The sequence below is a fragment of the Lentibacter sp. XHP0401 genome, from assembly GCF_025751535.1.
In the GTDB taxonomy this organism is placed as follows: Bacteria; Pseudomonadota; Alphaproteobacteria; order Rhodobacterales; family Rhodobacteraceae; genus Lentibacter.
The window spans coordinates 352,486-370,203 of sequence record NZ_JAOWLC010000002.1 but is presented as its reverse complement, the minus strand read 5'-3'; the positions used below and the strand labels follow the sequence as shown (position 1 = coordinate 370,203).

Here is a 17,718-nt window from a genome sequence, read left to right as displayed (position 1 = left end):
TATCCATGACGTATGAGTCATTATGTCTGCTTTCGCTGCACTGCCACATAAATCTGTAGAACCACTTGAGAACAGGCGGGTTTTCGCAGGTTTGAAAGTGTTGAACTGCTCAATTTCTTCGCGTTTGATCGAAATTTATGATGGCACAGAAATAAATCACAGGCGGCGATGCCCAGATGTTTTTCGGGCGCCGAACTGGCGGCTCTCGCCTGCAAGCACGCAGATTTGTAAGTAAGGATGCTCTGACAATTAAGAAGTAGGAACCGGCCTTTGGAAAATGAAAAAGGGCCCCCGAAAAGGGAGCCCTCTGTCATGTGTGGCTATTGATCTGCCTACTTGCTGGCAAGGTCGCGCAAAACGTAGTGAAGCACACCGCCGTGTTCGATATATTCGATCTCGATCGCGGTATCGATGCGGCACTTGAGAGTTATCTCTTTCACGCTGCCGTCTTCCATTGTGATGGTGCAGGGCACCTCTTGCAACGGCTTGATGGTATCGAGACCCGAGATCGAGACAGCTTCCTTACCTGTAAGACCAAGGGATTTGCGGCTGTCGCCCCCCGTGAACTCGAACGGGATCACGCCCATACCAACAAGGTTGGAGCGGTGGATGCGCTCGAAGTTTTCAGCGATCACGGCTTTGACACCCAGAAGGGCTGTGCCCTTGGCTGCCCAGTCACGTGAAGAGCCGGCACCGTATTGCTCGCCCCCGAAGATGACAAGCGGTGTGCCTGCCTCCTGATAGGCCATTGCGGCATCAAAGATCGAGGTTTGAGTGCCGTCCGGCCCGAGGGTGTAGCCACCTTCGACGCCATCCAGCATCTCGTTTTTGATACGGATGTTGGCGAATGTGCCGCGCATCATGACTTCGTGGTTGCCGCGGCGCGACCCGTAGGAGTTGAACTCGCGCACGGGCACCTGATGCTCCAGCAGATACTGGCCGGCAGGTGTTGTGTCCTTGAACGAACCGGCAGGGGAGATGTGATCGGTTGTGACCATATCGCCGAGAACGGCCAGAACCTTGGCATTTTCGATATTGGTGATTTTACCCGGTGTCTTAGACATGCCCTGGAAGTAGGGCGGATTTTGCACATAGGTTGACTGGGGTGGCCAGTCGTATGTTTCGCCTTCCGAGGTTTCCACGTCTTGCCACTTTTCATCGCCTTTGAAGACTTCCGCATATTTTTCCTGGAAGGCTTCACGAGTCACCGTCTTTTCAACCAGTTCGGCAATCTCTTGTGTGCTGGGCCAGATGTCTTTCAGGTACACGTCTTTACCTTCGGGCGTTTGGCCGAGCGGGTCGCGTGTGAGGTCAATGTTCATGTCACCCGCCAGAGCATAGGCCACCACGAGGGGGGGCGATGCGAGGTAGTTGGCGCGCACATCGGGGCTGATGCGGCCCTCGAAGTTGCGGTTGCCCGAAAGAACCGAGGTGGCGATGATATCGCCGGCGTTGATGGCTTCGGAGAGTTCCGGCTGGATCGGGCCCGAGTTGCCGATGCAGGTTGTGCAGCCGTAACCGACGAGGTTGAAGCCGATGGCATCAAGATCGTCTTGCAGGTCGGCCGCTTCGAGATAGGCCGAAACAACCTGCGAGCCGGGGGCCAGTGAGGTTTTGACCCAAGGTTTGCGGTTGAGGCCCAATTCGCGTGCTTTGCGGGCAACGAGGCCGGCGCCGATCATCACGTAGGGGTTGGAGGTGTTGGTGCAAGACGTGATCGAGGCAATCACGATTGTCCCGTCGTGGATCGTATAGTCTTCACCTTTGACTTTGGCCCGCTTGTGCTTGCCAAGATCGCCAGGAATTGTGCGCGGTGCGATTGCACCACCTTCGTCAGCCCATTCGGCTTTTTCTTCCTGATCGGCTGTCCATTCGACGCGTTGGCCCGAGATATACTCACAAAAGGTTTGGGCTGCGGTGTCGAGCGCGACAAAATCCTGTGGACGTTTTGGCCCGGAAATCGCCGGAACAACGGTGCCCATATCGAGGTGCAGCGTGTCTGTGTAGATGGGTTCGTAATCTGCACCACGCCAGAAGCCGTTCTCCTTGGCATAAGCTTCCACAAGTTGCACGCGGTCCTCGTCGCGGCCCGTGCCACGCAGGTAGCGCAGTGTTTCGTTATCAATCGGGAAGAAGCCGCAGGTTGCGCCATATTCCGGCGCCATATTTGCGATTGTCGCACGGTCGGCCAGCGGCAGACGGTCGAGGCCTTCACCGTAGAACTCGACGAATTTGCCGACAACGCCTTTTTCGCGCAGCATTTGCACGACTTTAAGCACGAGGTCTGTCGCTGTTGTGCCTTCCATCATTTCGCCTGTGAGCTTGAAACCCACAACTTCGGGAATCAGCATGGAAATCGGCTGACCGAGCATGGCGGCTTCGGCTTCGATCCCGCCAACACCCCAACCAAGAACAGCAAGGCCGTTGACCATGGTTGTGTGGCTGTCTGTGCCGACAAGCGTATCAGGGTAGGCAACTTCTGTGCCGCTCTGGTCTTTGTCTGTCCAGACGGTCTGGGCGAGATACTCAAGGTTCACCTGGTGGCAGATGCCTGTTCCCGGAGGCACAACGCGGAAGTTGTTGAATGCGCCCTGACCCCATTTGAGGAACTGGTAACGCTCCATGTTGCGCTCGTATTCGCGGTCCACGTTCATCTGGAAGGCGCGCGGATTGCCGAACTCGTCGATCATGACCGAGTGGTCAATGACCAGATCAACTGGGTTCAAAGGGTTGATCTGCTGTGCATCGCCGCCGAGTGCCACGATCCCGTCGCGCATGGCCGCAAGGTCAACCACGGCAGGAACGCCTGTGAAGTCCTGCATCAGAACGCGGGCAGGGCGGTAAGCGATTTCGCGGGGGTTCTTGCCGCCCTTTTCGGCCCATTCGGCGAAGGCTTTGATATCGTCCACCGAGACAGTTTTACCGTCTTCGAAGCGAAGCATGTTTTCCAGCACCACCTTGAGCGCGGCGGGCAGTTTGGAAAAATCGCCGAGACCGGCCGCTTCGGCGGCTGGGATGGAATAATAATCAACCGATGTGCCGCCGACCGTAAGGGTCTTGCGGGTCTTGGCGCTGTCTTGTCCGACTGTAATGGGCATGGATGGCCTCCGTGGTTCGATGTGAAACTGGAATTGCCCTGCTTTTGCATGATGTTTCAAATCCAATCAAGGGGGGGCGGCGCAGAAATGTATACCATTGCACACAATTTGGCCGTTTTCAGTGCAGATGTGGGGAAAGCGGCCTATATTGGCCGATGAAACGCGCCTTTTGCTGCGGGTTGCCGAAACCATAGCGAATCCTATATGAAGCCGTATCGTGCGAAAGGTAAATTCAATGACTGACGACATGAAGAGCCCGGCTCCTGTCACACCTGATGTGGTGACCATCCCCCGCAAGCGCCCCGAAGGGCCAGACGGGAAAGTCAATATTGTCGGACTTACCCGCGACGCTTTGAAGGCGGAGTTCGCGCGTATCGGCACCCCCGAGAAGCAACTCAAGATGCGGGTCAATCAGGTCTGGCAGTGGGTCTACCAGTGGGGCAAGCGCGATTTTGCCGAGATGACCAACCTCTCCAAAGCCTTCCGCGCCGAGCTTGACGCTGCTTTTGTGATCGAGGTGCCTGAAGTTGTAACGAAGCAAGTCTCTGATGACGGGACACGCAAATATCTTGTAAAAATTGCGGGGGGCCATGAAGTCGAGGTTGTTTACATCCCCGAGACAAACCGCGGGACACTTTGTATCTCAAGCCAGGTCGGCTGCACTCTGACCTGCACTTTTTGCCACACAGGCACACAGAAGCTTGTGCGTAACCTGACGGCCGGTGAGATTATCGGTCAGGTCATGGTGGCGCGCGATGACCTTGATGAATGGCCCGAACCTGGCGTGAGCACAGCAGATGCTCCACCGCGTTTGTTGTCCAACATCGTGCTTATGGGGATGGGCGAGCCGCTCTATAACTTTGACAATGTGCGTGACGCGATGAAAATCGCCATGGACGGGGAGGGGATTTCACTCTCCCGTCGACGTATTACGCTTTCAACGTCCGGTGTTGTGCCGGAGATTGCCAAAACTGCTGAAGAGATCGGCTGTTTGCTGGCGGTGTCGTTTCACGCGACAACCGATGAGGTGCGTGATGTTCTTGTGCCGATCAACAAGCGCTGGAATATTGAAACGCTGCTTGCCACACTTCGCGAGTATCCCAAGCTGAGCAATTCGGAGCGGATCACCTTTGAATATGTGATGCTCAAAGGTGTAAACGACTCTGTCGAGGATGCGCGGCGGCTTGTGAAACTGATCAAGGGCATTCCCGCCAAGATCAACCTGATCCCGTTTAACGAATGGCCCGGCTCTGCCTATGAGCGCTCAGACCGTGAGCAGATCGAAAAATTTGCCGAGGTGGTCTATAAGGCCGGATATTCTTCGCCGATCCGCCGCCCGCGCGGTGAAGATATCATGGCGGCCTGTGGGCAGCTCAAGTCGGCCACAGAGCGCGCCCGCAAATCGCGCCGCCAGATTGAGGCAGAAGCGGGGCTGAACGGCTGATCGGCCTTAATATGACCATGTAAATCTTTTTGTTTCCTCTTTTCGGCTAAACCTTGGCCACAGCTCAAGACAATGCTGATTTCGTGAACAGTGTGTTTTTACGAATAATTGAGGATTAAAAAATGAGAAATGATATCGAAACAATCCGCGATGTGGTGCTGCGCGAGCGCAAGCTGGCCGTTTCAGACCGCGAATGGAAACACCGCCTGCGCGGCTATGGATATGCGATCCGTGAGAGCGAGACGGGCCGTTACGTGACTTCGGTTCTTCGAGGTAATGATCTTTGCGCGCTGATGGGTTGAGCAATGGCTCACCGTTCATGCCAACCCCTCTATCAACACTGTGACTCCGCTGTGTTGGGCCAGATCAAGGCGCTTGTTGCGCCGATTCTTCTGAGCAACGAAACGTTACAAGAACGTCAAAGGCGGCTCGCCCGCCTTGGCTATACGATCACGCGCACGGCTGAGGGCAGTTATCTGTCGACCTTACCGCACGGTGTGAGGGTGATGAAACTGCGCTAGCGCGGCCAGAGACCGCCAGCTTTGATAAGCTTTGTTTGTTGCGGAGCCCAATTTGCGGCACTTTCAAGCTGCGCGGCCAATGCGACAAGCTCGGCATCCTCGCCTGTGGCCATGGCGAAATGCACCCCGATGGGCAGCGCATCCTCTGTCCAATAAAGCGGCAACGACATGCAGGGCTGACCCGAGGCATTGAACGCCGCGGTGAAAGGCGAATATTCAAAACAGCCGCCTTTGCCTGTGCGATAGGCGGTGAAATCCTCGCAATCGGGTTTGAGCCTTTCTGTGTTGCAAGGCGGTTCGGCCAAAGTGCTGGTGAGCAGCACATCACAATCGAGAAACTCTGCTGCCATGCGCCGCCCGAAGGCATGTAACTGGTTGACCGCGTTGAGATAGTCGGGGCCGGTGAGGCTCTCGGCCAGTTTGAGCGCGCCACGGGTAACGCCTTCCAGAAGACTTTCGTCAATCTCCTCACCACGGGCTTTGGCAGCGTTCTGGATGCTGAGTGCTGTGCCGCAGGCAACCGTGATGGTCCAGGCTGCCATCATCTGCGGCACATCTAGGCTTTCAGGGGGAATATATGCTTCAACTTCATGCCCCAAGCCACTGAGAAGGCTTGCTGTTTCCAGAACAGCTTTCCGGCACTCGGGATGTGTTTCAGGGCCGTGCAACGTTCCTTCGACATAGCGGATTTTGAGCTTTCGGGGTGCGCGGCGGTGCGCGTCTGTGAAGCTTTCGTGCATGGGCGGTGCGTGATAGGGCGCGCCGAGGTCGGAGCCGGTAACAGCATCCATGAGAGTGCAACTGTCACGCAGGGAGCGGGTGAGAAAGCCGTCAAGCGACATGCCCGCCCAACCCTCGCCAGAGGCGGGGCCACAGGGAAAGCGCGCACGGGTCGGTTTGATCCCGACAAGGCCGCAGGAGGCAGCCGGGATGCGCACCGATCCGCCACCATCGGATCCATGGGCGGCAGGGACAATACCAGCCGCTACAGCTGCTGCCGAACCGCCTGAAGAGCCGCCAGAGGTGCGCGACAGATCCCAGGGATTGCAGGTCGGCCCACCGTAGACCTGCGCATTTGTGACAGGACCAACACCCAGTTCGGGCGAAGTTGTCCGCGCAAAGGGCACAACGCCTGTGCGTTTCATGCGGGTAAACATCTCGGAGTCGTAGCTCCAGCGATGGTCCGCGAAGAACTTGGAACCGTTGTTTGTCGCATAGGCGCGGGCCTCGCATTTGAGGTCTTTCATGAGAAAAGGAACGCCTTTGAGAGGGCCTTCAGGCAGACCACGATCAATCGCCTCACGGGCAGCGGGTTCGTTGAGCATTGTCACGGCGTTGAGTGCCGGGTTGAGCCGTGCTGTTTCCGATAGCGCGATGTCGAGTAAAGCGTGTGCGGTGGTTTCGCCTGTGGCGACCAGCCGGGCAAGCCCCGTCGCATCGTGAGAGTGATAATCTGACATTGTGCGCTCCTTATTTGCTGTGAGGTTAGAGGCAAATCGAGGCTGTCTGCAAAGAAAAACCCGCCGGAAAGCGGGTTGGTCTTGTTATTAAGATAAATCGTAGCAGGTAAGGGAGCCGGGCTTTGGTATTCCGGCTTTAGCTGCCCCATGTGCGAACGGGGCCGCAATCCATGTGAACGAAGTTCGAACCCGAGTAACGCCCGACGCCACCCGCAGCGCAAGACGCGGCTGCACGGCTCATCTGGCTGACCGAACGGGAGGCGAGGCGCAAATCGGCGGCCTGACCTTTGAGGTGCAGAGAGTTCTTGGCAACACCGCTGGAACGCGAACGCAACATGTTGTTTGTTTTGGGGCTGCGGTAACCTGACAGGAGCATGTAAGGCTCGTTGATGCCGAGAAGGTTGTGAGACGCGGCCATGATATCGATTGTGCGCAGGTCCATGTTTTTCACATCTCCTGTGCGCCAGTCGCGCATGAAGTGGTTCACTTCCTGCACGGCATCTTTGATGTAGTCGCCCTCGACCCAGTAGATCATATCAATTTTTTCGCCGGTGCGCGCGGAATACATCTTGATGCGGCGAATGTCGCCTGATCCGCGCAGAAAGCCTGCAGCTTTGGAGTATGTCGGAGCTGCCACAAGTGCTGTTGCCGCGAAGGCTCCAAGAAGTGCACGTCTGGAAATGCTCGCTGAGCTCGATGTCTGTTTCATAGTCATAGCGCCGTCCCGTCGCTCTTACCTGTTTCGCGGTGTGTCCCGCGTGTTCTGCCTACATCCCCCAAGATGTCCTGATCTTATTACATACTTCGAATCAAGGGCCAAGATCACTTTGAGGTAATCCTTGGATAGCCAGCGTTTTCGGCAGAAATTTGCTGAAAATCTGCAAAACTGCCCAATTCGGCCTTATTATGCGACATAGTTGCATAAGTTCCCCTTTCTGACGGCCCGATAATACACTTGTGAGTAGACAGCGCGTTTGACCTATATCAAAAGATCGTTGACGACGTGTGAACAATAAAAATATCGAGTGGGGGCTCTATGACTATTTCCGCAATCCGATTTCACAGCCTTGTTTTGGCTTTTATTCTTGCCATCGCAGGGAGCTTGGCGCTTCCCACATCGGCTTCGGCGCAGGTCACAGCTTTCAAGCAGGCCATTGCCGAGGCTGCCGCACGTGATAAGGATATCGCCGCGTTTTATCAGGCGAATAATTACAGCGGGATCTGGACTGGCGCTTTCGGCAAGGACGCGCAGCGCCGCAAAGCGCTCTTCAAAGCGATCGACGAGGCGGATGTGCACGGGTTGCCTTCACAGCGCTATGACGCACCGGGCCTTATGGCAAAGTTGAAGGCCGCAAACAATCCGCGCACGCGCGGGCTTGTGGAAGTCGAAATGAGCCGCGTGTTTCTGGAGCTTTCCGAGAACATGCAGACAGGGGCGCTTGTCCCAAGCCGGATCGACAGTGGAATCGTCCGCGCCGTTCCTTACCGTGCGCGCGGAAGCTATCTGGTGAACTTTGCGAAATCGAACCCCAACAGCTTCTTTAAAGCCCTACCGCCCAAAACTCCGGAGTATTCCCGCCTGCTCAAAGAAAAGCTGCGCTTTGAAAAACTCGTGGCAGCCGGGGGCTATGGAAACGAAGTGCCGGCCAAATCTCTCAAGCCGGGCCAGTCGGGCAATGCTGTTGTCGCCATGCGCGACCGCCTCGGAGCAATGGGCTATATCGGGCGCACTGCTTCGCCAAACTATGACGGCAACCTGCAAGCCGCTGTGCAGAAGTTCCAGCAAGATCATGGCCTTGTTGCTGATGGCGTTGCGGGGGCAGGAACTATGGCTGAGATCAACACATCGGCAGCCGACCGACTGAAATCAATCATTGTGGCGCTTGAGCGTGAACGCTGGGTCAATCAGGACCGCGGCAAACGCCACATTCTTGTGAACATTACAGACTTTTCAGCGCGTATCGTCGATAATGGTAAGGTCACCTTCGAGACCCGCTCTGTTGTGGGCGCAAATGACAGTGACCGCCGCACACCGGAGTTTTCGGATGTGATGGAGTTTATGGTGATCAACCCGACATGGAATGTGCCACGCTCGATTGCCACTAAAGAATATCTGCCGATGATGAAGCGCAACGCCAATGCTGCCGGCCATTTGCAGCTTTATGACAGCCGGGGACGTAAAGTTGCGCGCAGCCAGATCAACTTCTCCAAATATACGGCAAGCAACTTCCCCTATGCTATCAAACAGCCGCCTTCTCGCCGCAATGCGCTTGGTCTGGTGAAGTTCATGTTTCCCAACAAATACAATATCTACCTGCATGATACGCCGTCCAAGAACCTGTTCAACAATGAAACCCGTGCTTACAGCCATGGTTGTGTGCGCCTGAGTGATCCGTTTGATTTCGCCTATGCACTTCTCGCCAAGCAGGAGAGCGACCCGAAGGGTGTGTTCCAGCGTCACCTGAAGACCAATCGGGAAACTGTGGTTCAGCTCGAACAGTCTGTTCCGGTGCATATCATTTACCGCACAGCCGTGACCCAGGCCAAAGGCGGCATAAACTTCCGCCGTGATGTCTATGGCCGCGATGCGAAAATCTGGAATGCGCTTGCGAAAGCAGGGGTGGTGCTTCGGGCGGTTCAGGGCTAAGCCTTGAGGCCCACAAGCAGGAACGGGCCATGATGTATACGATTGAAACCATTGCAAGATCGCTCGGGGCAAAGGCTCTGGGCGATCTTTCCATTGAGATTGACAGTGTTGCCGAGCCTCAGGATGCAGGCCCGCGTGCGCTTGCACTGGCGATGAAACCGGCTTTTGCCGAAAAGCTCGCTGAGGGCAGCGCCTTGGCGGCGGTCTTGTGGGAAGGCGCTGATTATGAGGCGCTTGGCCTCAAAGCAGCAATCATTCCTCCACGGCCTCGTTATGCCCTTTCAGGGCTGAGCCGCCAGTTTGATCAGGGTGAAGGCTTCTCTGAGGGAATACATCCCTCTGCTGTGATTGATCCGTCAGCGCAGCTTGGCGAAGGCGTGTCAGTTGGCCCTCTTGCCGTGATCGGGGCGGGGGCACAGATCGGGGCGGGCAGTGTTGTCGGGCCGCAGGCGTTTATCGGAACCAATGCGCTGGTGGGCGAGGGGTGCTTTATCCGCGAGGGCGTGCGCATCGGTGCGCGCACCACGCTTGGTGCGCGGGTGATCGTGCAGCCGGGCGCGGTGATCGGCGGTGACGGCTTCAGCTTTGTCACGCCCGAGGAAAGTGCTGTGGAACGCACGCGCGCGTCACTCGGAGATCAGGGCGAAGGCGAGAGCCAGCATTGGGAGCGCATCCATTCACTCGGGGCGGTGCACATCGGAGATGATTGCGAAATCGGGGCGAATGCCTGCATTGACCGTGGCACAGTGCGCGACACCCGCATTGGCGCGCGCACCAAGCTCGATAACCTCGTGCATATCGGCCACAACGTAGTTATCGGAACCGATTGCCTCATCTGTGGGCAGGTCGGTATGGCAGGCTCTTCGACCATCGGCAACAACTGTGTGTTTGCGGGGCAGGTCGGGCTGAATGACAATATCTTTGTCGGTGACAACGTAATCGCGGGGGGCGCGACCAAGATTTTCACCAACGTGCCCAAGGGGCGTGTTTTGCTTGGCTATCCTGCTGTTAAAATGGAAACCCATGTCGAGACATACAAAGCCATGCGCCGCCTGCCACGGCTTATGAAACAGGTGGCCGAGCTGCAAAAAGCGGTTTTCAAAAACGACAAGAGTGACTAGATAAGCGGCAGGCAGCCACTTGGGGGTGACATGAGCATTCAGGATAAAGTGATCACGATCATCGCGGAGCAGGCTGTGCTTGAGCCCTCGGATGTAACGATGGACAGCACGCTGGAGAGCCTTGGCATCGACAGCCTCGGCCTTGTCGAAAGCATCTTCGCGATAGAAGAGGCGTTTGATATTTCAATCCCTTTCAACGCAAACGAGCCGCAGAAATCGGAGTTTGATATTTCCAGTGTTGCCAGCATTGTTAAAGGCATTGAAACGCTGATTGCTGCACAAAAAGGCTGATAGACCATGAAACGAGTGGTTATCACTGGCGCCGGCACGATCAACGCGCTGGCGCATAATGTGCCTGACACGCTGAAGGCAATGGCCGAGGGGCGCTGCGGTATTGGTCCGCTTGTCATGCGTGATGTAGAGCGACTGGCCGTTCAGATCGGCGCACAAGTGCAGGGCTTTGAGCCCGAGGCACTGTTCAACCGCCAGCAACTTGCGCTTTATGACCGTTTCACCCAGTTCACCCTCATTGCCGCACGCGAAGCGATTGCCCAGTCAGGCCTTGAGTTTTCGGGTGAGCTTGCGGCCAGCTCGGGGGTGATCCTTGGCAATTCGGGCGGCGGGATGACCACGCTCGATGACAACTACCGCTCCGTCTATGAAGAGGGCAAGAACCGCGTGCATCCCTTCGTGGTTCCCAAACTTATGAACAATGCCGCCGCCAGCCATGTGAGCATGGAGTTTAACGTGAAGGGGCCAAGCTTTACCGTAGCTTCGGCCTGCGCAAGCTCCAACCACGCCATGGCACAGGCCTTCCAGATGGTGCATGGCGGGGCAGCGCCTGTGATGATCACGGGGGGCTCCGAGAGCATGTTATGCTTTGGCGGGGTGAAAGCCTGGGAAGGCTTGCGCGTTATGTCAAAAGACGCTTGCCGCCCCTTCAGCGCCAACCGTAACGGCATGGTGCAGGGCGAGGGCGCAGGCATCTTCGTGTTTGAGGAATACGAGCACGCCCGTGCGCGCGGAGCCGAGATATTGGCCGAAGTCGCAGGCTTTGCCATGACATCCGACGCCGCCGACATTGTGATGCCTTCCAAGCAAGGCGCCGCGCGCGCCATCGCGGGGGCACTGCGCGATGCGAAGCTCAACCGCGAGGATGTGGGCTACATCAACGCCCATGGCACAGGCACTGCGGCGAATGACAAAACCGAATGCGCCGCTGTGGCCGATGCTTTCGGGACGCATGCGGACAAGCTGATGATCTCTTCCACCAAGTCAATGCACGGGCATCTGATTGGCGGCACAGGGGCAGTGGAGCTTTTGGCCTGCATCATGGCGCTGCGCGACGGGATTATTGCGCCTACGATCGGCTATGAAGAAGCGGATCCTGAATGTGCGCTTGATATTGTGCCAAACGAGGCCCGTGAGGCGCGTGTGAGCGCGGTTCTGTCGAACGCATTTGCCTTTGGCGGGCTCAATGCCGTGATTGCTCTCAAACGCGTTTGAGGCACAAAAAAACCGCCCGCATCTCGGCGGACGGCTTTGTAAAATGTCAGACTTGCTTACTTGACTTCGAGGCTGTCAAAGCCGGCGGTAAAACCTGAAAGTGACATATCAAGTGTCACAACCGCATCAGGTGCCGGAGCAGGGCGCAACAGAACCTTGGCTTTAGCCCCTTTTTTCATGGACGCAATATCTTCTCCGGTAAAGCCGACACGGGCAAAGCAGCCGATCGGGCTACAGAAGCTATAGGGGTAGCGACGGGCTTTGCCATTGTCGATCTGGATGGTCAACTGGGCCGAGAGAAGCGTTTCCAGCGGTACGAGGATATTGGCGCCTGCAACAGCTTTGCCGCCGTCGGCCAGCGGGAAAATTGTGATTTCTGCAACGTTGGTTCCCTGATCGTCTTGCAGCACTTGAAAAAGCTGGCAAGGCTCGTTGGCGTCGTCTTCGCCTTCAGGTGTGTTTGGATCTCGCAGGCATTGGAGCTTCCAGTCGCCAAATTCTGTCTTGATGTAAGGTTCGGGGATGGCTTCTTCGCCAAGGCTCAGCTCGTCAGGTGCCGGCTCGGCGGCGGGATCTGTTGTCTCAACGGCTTCCTGAACAGGCTCTGCCGTTTCGGCTGGAGCTTCTTCTGTAGCGGTTTGGGCCGAAAGGCTAAAGGGTGCGGCCAGAAGCGCCAGAATAAGCGCTGTGCGATATGTAGTATGCATGGGTATCCACCTGTTATTTTCGCTTTGAATACGGACTATCACGCCTCACCCGAGGTGTCAGGGGCAAAACGAAGAGGTTGCTTTTCATATCAGCATAAATCAGCGCAACGCATTACAATTTTGAAACTTGAAAGGGGTGAGCGTGTCATAGAAAAAGGAGCCGCAAGGCTCCTTTTTCAGTCTTCTCTCCCTGTCGAACTTGGCCGACTTAATATTGCCTTATAGACTATGACATTACGTCGCAGGCGTCAACAGGCCGTTGGGGCAACTGGTTAAAAAGGGCCGCGCCCGAAAGCGCGACCTAGTCAGACAGGGAGGAAGTTTGCCCCGCACCAAGAGGACACGAGATGCGAAGCAGCCTTGATACTGCGGCCAAAACATTAAAATAGTGTGTGCAACGCGTCCGGAATCGAAGAGGCCGCAAAAACAACGTAAAAACACGAGGGGAAACGGCTTTGACAGACAGTATTTTCATGGGTGGCGGCGGCGCCGACCAAAACGAAGCGCAGACCCTCAAATTGAAATATGCCAACCGTCACGGCCTGATTGCAGGCGCGACCGGCACTGGCAAGACCGTAACCTTGCAGATCATGGCCGAGAGTTTCTCGAATGCAGGCGTGCCGGTGTTCATGGCCGATGTGAAGGGTGATCTTTCGGGAATGGCCAAGGCAGGTTCCGATGCCAGCAAAACCCACGGCGCGTTTACCTCGCGGGCAGAAAAGATCGGTTTCACCGACTATCGCTATGAAAACTTTCCCGTAACCTTCTGGGATCTGTTTGGCGAGCAGGGCCACCCGATCCGCACAACTGTGGCCGAAATGGGCCCCTTGCTGATTTCCCGGCTTCTGGAGCTGACCGAGGCACAAGAGGGCGTGGTGAACATCGCTTTCCGTGTGGCCGATGAAGAAGGCATGCCGCTCCTCGACCTCAAGGACTTTCAGGCGCTTCTGGTCTGGGTCGGTGAGAACAAAGATCAGCTCAGCCTGCGCTACGGCAACGTCTCTGTTTCCTCCATCGGCGCAATCCAGCGCCGCCTTCTGGTGCTTGAAAATCAGGGCGGTGACAAGCTCTTTGGCGAACCTGCTCTCGCATTGACCGATATTATGGCCGTCGAGGCTGACGGGCGCGGCCGGGTCAATGTGCTGGCGGCCGACACACTTATGTCGTCGCCGCGGCTTTACTCAACTTTCCTGCTTTGGCTTCTGTCAGAGCTGTTTGAGGAGCTGCCCGAGGTGGGCAACCCCGATAAGCCCAAGCTCGTCTTTTTCTTTGACGAAGCGCATCTGTTGTTTGAAGGCGCGCCCAAAGTGTTGGTGGATAAGGTCGAGCAGGTCGCGCGGCTTATTCGCTCCAAGGGTGTCGGTGTATATTTCATCACCCAAAACCCTGATGATGTGCCCGATGATATCCTCGGCCAGCTTGGAAACCGTGTGCAACACGCCTTGCGCGCCTTTACGGCACGTGACCAGAAAGCGTTGCGGCTGGCCTCGGAAACCTACCGCGCAAACCCGCGTTTTGACATTGAAGAAGCGATCCGTGAAGTCGGTGTCGGCGAGGCTGTCACCTCGTTTTTGGAAGACAAGGGTGTTCCGGGCATTGCCGAACGCACGCTCATTCGTCCACCCAGCTCTCAGCTTGGACCTCTCACCAAAGCAGAGCGTGCCGACGTGATAGCCGCCTCACAGATAGCAGGGAAATACGAAGCGGTGCTCGACCGCCATTCAGCCTTCGAGATACTGGCTGAGCGCGCCGAAAGCGCCGCCCGTGAAGCCGAAGCCGCCGAGCGCGCCGAGGTGGAAGCCGAAGAGAAAGAACGCGAGTTCAAGGCCGTGCGGCGCTATGAAGGCACAGGCGTTTCACGCTCGTCTTCCCGCAGCAGCCGTGGTGACAGCTTCGGGGAAGCGTTGACCAAACAGGTGGTGCGCGAGCTGAAAGGAACCACGGGCCGCCGTATCATTCGTGGAATTCTGGGCGGGCTTTTCAAGGGGCGTTAACAAAGCTGTTGGAGCTTGAGGGGACCCAAGCTCCAACAGTGCCGCAATGATCAGTCGGCTTTGCTTGCCGCAGCGCGGCTTTGATGCTCCATGCTGAGCACACGCACAGGCACTGACATGAGCGCCACAAAGCCCGCAGCCAGAACCGAGGCGCTGGCAAAGCCGATGCTGGCGAAGACACCGATGGTGTAGCGCGAGGAAGGCGGCTGGAACAGGATTTCGAAGTAGCCCAGACCGTCGGCCTGCCCGAAGGTAACATAGGTGATGGCTGCTTCTGTCAGCACACCGACGCCCCCGACGCCGAGACAGAAGGCCCCTGCAAAGACAACCCGCTCGCGCCCGTCCATCCGCCGTTTCAAAACAGCAAAGACCGCTCGCCCTAGTGTGGTTGAAAAGAACATCGGGCTGACGGCGGCAAGGCGCATCCAGAGGGAAGGATACCACTTCACCTCGCCCCTGGGCACGAATACCCAAAGGGCTACGAGCGCGGCGCAGACGAGCGCGAAGAAGCCGGCGCCCTTCAGGGCGGGGCGGACAAGCGGATGCATGCTGCTTACTTCTCCGGAATAAGCCCGCGCGGACTGAACCTGAGCACACAGAGCAGAATAACACCCATGGTAAGCAGACGCATGTGTGCCGCAGAATCCAGCAGATGCGCCTTGAATGCGTTGCCCTCTGCCATGCCCGATGTGATGAGCGTAAGGAAGGCGAGGCCAATCGGCTCGACCTGAACCCAGAAGAACCAGATCACAAAGCCACCGAGCACAGCGCCGAGGTTGTTACCCGAGCCGCCGACGATGACCATCAGCCAGACAAGGAAGGTAAAGCGCAAAGGCTGGTAAGAGGTGGGCGTAAGCTGGCCATCAAGCGTGGTGATCATCGCACCGGCGATACCGCAGATGGCAGAGCCGAGGATAAATATCTGCAAGTGCCGCGCAGTTACGTCCTTGCCCATGGCTTCCGAAGCGACCTCATTGTCGCGGATCGCGCGCATCATACGGCCCCAAGGGCTCTTGAGCGCGGCTTGCGCCATCATGAACAGGATGAGCAGAACAACTGCAAACAAGCCGGCATAGAGCAGTTTCACCCAAAGCGTCGACGCGGTAACAGGGTCAATCCCGTAGGCGTTTGCCTTTTCGACAAAAGAGGCCGAGTTCTGCAAATCGATCTCGTAGGGCACGGGGCGGGGCAAGCCGATCACGTTCTTCACACCGCGCGCCATCCAGTCTTCGTTTTTCATCACCGCGATGACAATCTCGGCAATTCCCAGCGTGGCAATAGCAAGATAATCGGAGCGAAGACCAAGAGCCGCCTTGCCAATGGCCCAAGCGGCCCCCGCAGCAAAAACGCCGCCAATGGGCCAAGCCAGCAACACAGGGAGACCAAGGCCACCGATATTGCCTGCAACTGCGGGGTTGATGGCTTCAACGGCTTCAACGCCGCCGTCAAAGACGGCACGGAACGCAAAGAAGCCGATAACGAGAACGGCAATGATCGCGATATTACGCCGGCGGCCTGCGGTCATGCGCTTGTAAATCAACACGGTCGAAACAATGCTCATGGCACCAAGCGCGAGACCGATCAGTATGCGCATACCACCTGCACTCCAGGCGCCATCAACGGGCGGCAAAGAAACAAGCACAGTGGCAAGGCCGCCAAGCGCGACAAAGCCCATGATGCCGACGTTGAAGAGCCCTGCGAAGCCCCATTGCAGATTCACGCCCAAGGCCATGATGGCCGAGACCAGCCCCATGTTGAGAATGAACAATGCGGAGTTCCACGACTGCAAGATGCCTGTGCCGATGATCAGCAAGGCGACAAGCGCGAAATAAATGCTGTTGCGGAGTGTATCGCTCATACCGACTGCCCCTTGAATAGACCTGTGGGTTTGAAAAGGAGCACGATCAGAAGGATCACGAAGCTCACGGCAAATTTGTAATCGGTGCTCAGAAGTTGCACCAAACCGTCCGGCTCAAGCTGCTCCGGCATCGCGTAGACCAACACCTTTTTCCAAGCGTAGGTCACGGTCACTTCGGAAAACGCGATGACAAAGCCACCCGCAATCGCGCCCAGAGGGTTGCCGAGGCCGCCAACAATCGCCGAGGCAAAGATCGGCAGCAAAAGCTGGAAGTAGACGAAAGGTTTGAAGGTTTTGTCGAGGCCGTAAAGCACACCTGCGACAGTGGCGAGGATGCCGACAATGATCCAGGTGACCATAACCACCCGCTCGGGGTTGATCCCCGAAAGCAGGGCAAGGTCTTCGTTGTCCGAATAGGCGCGCATGGATTTGCCTGTGCGCGTGCGGTTGAGAAACCAGAACAGTATGGCAACGACGATAACTGCGGTGACAACGGTGATCCCTTGGGTGGTTTTGATCGCGAGGCCTTCATCAAGCCCTGTCATCTCCTTGAACCTGCGCACCGAAACAATGAAGCGCTCGCCATCGGCGAACCGCTGGTCATCAGGACCAATGATAAAGCGCACAAGGCCGTTCATTATGAACATCACACCCATCGAGACAATCACAAGGATCACGGGCTTTGCCTTTTGCTCACGGTAGAATTTGTAAACAATCCGGTCCGTCAGCAGTAAAAGCCCGATACACCCGAGGATGCCGAAGGGCAGGGCGAGCAGAGCTGTCGGTATGGGGCCAAAGCTCACGCCCATACTCTGGAACCACCACGTAAACAGCACTGTCACCATCGCGCCGAAGGCCATCGTGTCGCCGTGGGCGAAGTTCGAGAACCGCAGGATGCCATAGATCAGCGTCACCCCGAGCGCTCCGAGCGCAAGCTGCGCGCCATAAGCGGTTGCAGGGATCAGAACGAAGTTGGCGAGTGCCACAAATGCGTTCAAAAGGTCCATTCAGAAGGCTCCTTCACAAGTGCCAAGATACTGGATCGCGCGCGGCCCAGTGTTGAGATGTCCGCTCAGGCGCGCGGCCTCGGGCGTGATTGATACGAGATATTCCGCGCCCTTGGCTGCTGCGAATATGGTGATGAGCGCGTCTTCGGATTTTTTGGCAACGATGATCCAGTCGCCTGTTTCTGTCGAAATGCTCTGCTCATCCAACTGAACTTCAAGGGCAAATTCGGACGGGCCGCAGGCCTCGTCCTCATAGCACTCGGTTTGAAAGGTACAGAGGAAAGCCTCTGCCGCCTGAAGCGGCAGCGGGCCTGTGATCAGTGCAAGCACGAGGGCCATTGTGCTGCGCATCATG

General features: G+C 56.8%; 15 protein-coding genes. 7 read left to right on the top strand and 8 right to left on the bottom strand.

Translation table 11 applies throughout. The annotated features are described in order from the left end of the window. Positions 1-332 precede the first annotated feature (332 nt). On the bottom strand, positions 333-3,098 hold the full coding sequence (gene acnA / locus OE750_RS04685) for an aconitate hydratase AcnA (protein WP_263761939.1): 2,766 nt from the start codon (positions 3,096-3,098) through the stop codon (positions 333-335). Between the two features lie 247 nt (positions 3,099-3,345). On the opposite strand from acnA, the gene rlmN reads away from it, so the two are divergent. Both rlmN and OE750_RS04675 read left to right on the top strand, forming a co-directional pair. Then, positions 3,346-4,542 carry a 23S rRNA (adenine(2503)-C(2))-methyltransferase RlmN gene (gene rlmN, locus OE750_RS04680; protein ID WP_263762024.1) on the top strand — a complete coding sequence of 399 codons (1,197 nt, stop codon included), beginning with the start codon at positions 3,346-3,348 and terminating at the stop codon, positions 4,540-4,542. Positions 4,543-4,664: 122 nt separating this feature from the next. Beyond that, positions 4,665-4,844: a hypothetical protein gene (locus OE750_RS04675; protein ID WP_263761937.1), complete on the top strand. Its 180-nt coding sequence runs from the start codon at positions 4,665-4,667 to the stop codon at positions 4,842-4,844. 215 nt (positions 4,845-5,059) lie between these two features. Here OE750_RS04675 and OE750_RS04670 read toward each other — a convergent pair whose 3' ends face one another. Further along, positions 5,060-6,523: an amidase gene (locus OE750_RS04670; RefSeq protein ID WP_263761935.1), complete on the bottom strand. Its 1,464-nt coding sequence runs from the start codon at positions 6,521-6,523 to the stop codon at positions 5,060-5,062. A gap of 136 nt (positions 6,524-6,659) precedes the next feature. Continuing rightward, entirely contained in the window at positions 6,660-7,238 is a 579-nt protein-coding gene (locus OE750_RS04665) for a YcbK family protein (protein ID WP_412176196.1), read from the bottom strand. 321 nt (positions 7,239-7,559) lie between these two features. Between OE750_RS04665 and OE750_RS04660 the strand changes: the two genes are divergently transcribed. Genes OE750_RS04660 through OE750_RS04645 form a run of 4 tightly spaced genes read left to right on the top strand, consistent with a single transcriptional unit; the run spans position 7,560 to position 11,797 of the window. Continuing rightward, complete coding sequence (locus OE750_RS04660; protein ID WP_263761931.1) at positions 7,560-9,170, top strand: L,D-transpeptidase family protein; 1,611 nt, start codon at positions 7,560-7,562, stop codon at positions 9,168-9,170. A 29-nt stretch (positions 9,171-9,199) separates the two neighbouring features. Beyond that, positions 9,200-10,291 (top strand): UDP-3-O-(3-hydroxymyristoyl)glucosamine N-acyltransferase, encoded by a 1,092-nt coding sequence (gene lpxD / locus OE750_RS04655; RefSeq protein ID WP_263761929.1) that lies wholly within the window; start codon positions 9,200-9,202, stop codon positions 10,289-10,291. Between the two features lie 30 nt (positions 10,292-10,321). Continuing rightward, positions 10,322-10,582: an acyl carrier protein gene (locus OE750_RS04650; protein WP_263761926.1), complete on the top strand. Its 261-nt coding sequence runs from the start codon at positions 10,322-10,324 to the stop codon at positions 10,580-10,582. Positions 10,583-10,588: 6 nt separating this feature from the next. Then, entirely contained in the window at positions 10,589-11,797 is a 1,209-nt protein-coding gene (locus tag OE750_RS04645) for a beta-ketoacyl-[acyl-carrier-protein] synthase family protein (RefSeq protein WP_263761925.1), read from the top strand. Between the two features lie 56 nt (positions 11,798-11,853). Here OE750_RS04645 and OE750_RS04640 read toward each other — a convergent pair whose 3' ends face one another. Next, complete coding sequence (locus OE750_RS04640) at positions 11,854-12,504, bottom strand: invasion associated locus B family protein (RefSeq protein ID WP_263761923.1); 651 nt, start codon at positions 12,502-12,504, stop codon at positions 11,854-11,856. A 455-nt stretch (positions 12,505-12,959) separates the two neighbouring features. Between OE750_RS04640 and OE750_RS04635 the strand changes: the two genes are divergently transcribed. Further along, a complete protein-coding gene (locus OE750_RS04635; RefSeq protein ID WP_263761920.1) occupies positions 12,960-14,498 on the top strand; it encodes a DUF853 domain-containing protein in 1,539 nt (512 codons plus the stop codon). Between the two features lie 50 nt (positions 14,499-14,548). Here OE750_RS04635 and OE750_RS04630 read toward each other — a convergent pair whose 3' ends face one another. From OE750_RS04630 to OE750_RS04615, 4 genes are read right to left on the bottom strand one after another with little or no spacing between them, the layout of a single operon-like run. Continuing rightward, positions 14,549-15,046, bottom strand: coding sequence for a hypothetical protein (locus OE750_RS04630; protein ID WP_263761918.1), 498 nt, complete (start codon positions 15,044-15,046; stop codon positions 14,549-14,551). Between the two features lie 5 nt (positions 15,047-15,051). Then, positions 15,052-16,356: a branched-chain amino acid ABC transporter permease gene (locus OE750_RS04625; protein ID WP_263761916.1), complete on the bottom strand. Its 1,305-nt coding sequence runs from the start codon at positions 16,354-16,356 to the stop codon at positions 15,052-15,054. Further along, positions 16,353-17,363 carry a branched-chain amino acid ABC transporter permease gene (locus OE750_RS04620; protein WP_263761914.1) on the bottom strand — a complete coding sequence of 337 codons (1,011 nt, stop codon included), beginning with the start codon at positions 17,361-17,363 and terminating at the stop codon, positions 16,353-16,355. Before OE750_RS04620 ends, OE750_RS04625 begins: the two co-directional genes overlap by 4 nt. After that, on the bottom strand, positions 17,364-17,717 hold the full coding sequence (locus OE750_RS04615; protein WP_263761912.1) for a hypothetical protein: 354 nt from the start codon (positions 17,715-17,717) through the stop codon (positions 17,364-17,366). Between the last annotated feature and the right edge of the window lies 1 nt (position 17,718).

What these genes read in the sequence shown, in the direction of transcription:
- OE750_RS04665 (WP_412176196.1), bottom strand. Translation starts at nt 7,238, where the DNA reads ATGACTATGAAACAGACATCGAGCTCAGCGAGCATTTCCAGACGTGCA.
- OE750_RS04645 (WP_263761925.1), top strand. Translation starts at nt 10,589, where the DNA reads ATGAAACGAGTGGTTATCACTGGCGCCGGCACGATCAACGCGCTGGCG.
- OE750_RS04620 (WP_263761914.1), bottom strand. Translation starts at nt 17,363, where the DNA reads ATGGACCTTTTGAACGCATTTGTGGCACTCGCCAACTTCGTTCTGATC.
- OE750_RS04615 (WP_263761912.1), bottom strand. Translation starts at nt 17,717, where the DNA reads ATGATGCGCAGCACAATGGCCCTCGTGCTTGCACTGATCACAGGCCCG.
- OE750_RS04625 (WP_263761916.1), bottom strand. Translation starts at nt 16,356, where the DNA reads ATGAGCGATACACTCCGCAACAGCATTTATTTCGCGCTTGTCGCCTTG.
- rlmN (WP_263762024.1), top strand. Translation starts at nt 3,346, where the DNA reads ATGAAGAGCCCGGCTCCTGTCACACCTGATGTGGTGACCATCCCCCGC.
- lpxD (WP_263761929.1), top strand. Translation starts at nt 9,200, where the DNA reads ATGATGTATACGATTGAAACCATTGCAAGATCGCTCGGGGCAAAGGCT.
- OE750_RS04675 (WP_263761937.1), top strand. Translation starts at nt 4,665, where the DNA reads ATGAGAAATGATATCGAAACAATCCGCGATGTGGTGCTGCGCGAGCGC.
- OE750_RS04630 (WP_263761918.1), bottom strand. Translation starts at nt 15,046, where the DNA reads ATGCATCCGCTTGTCCGCCCCGCCCTGAAGGGCGCCGGCTTCTTCGCG.
- OE750_RS04650 (WP_263761926.1), top strand. Translation starts at nt 10,322, where the DNA reads ATGAGCATTCAGGATAAAGTGATCACGATCATCGCGGAGCAGGCTGTG.
- OE750_RS04640 (WP_263761923.1), bottom strand. Translation starts at nt 12,504, where the DNA reads ATGCATACTACATATCGCACAGCGCTTATTCTGGCGCTTCTGGCCGCA.
- acnA (WP_263761939.1), bottom strand. Translation starts at nt 3,098, where the DNA reads ATGCCCATTACAGTCGGACAAGACAGCGCCAAGACCCGCAAGACCCTT.
- OE750_RS04660 (WP_263761931.1), top strand. Translation starts at nt 7,560, where the DNA reads ATGACTATTTCCGCAATCCGATTTCACAGCCTTGTTTTGGCTTTTATT.
- OE750_RS04670 (WP_263761935.1), bottom strand. Translation starts at nt 6,523, where the DNA reads ATGTCAGATTATCACTCTCACGATGCGACGGGGCTTGCCCGGCTGGTC.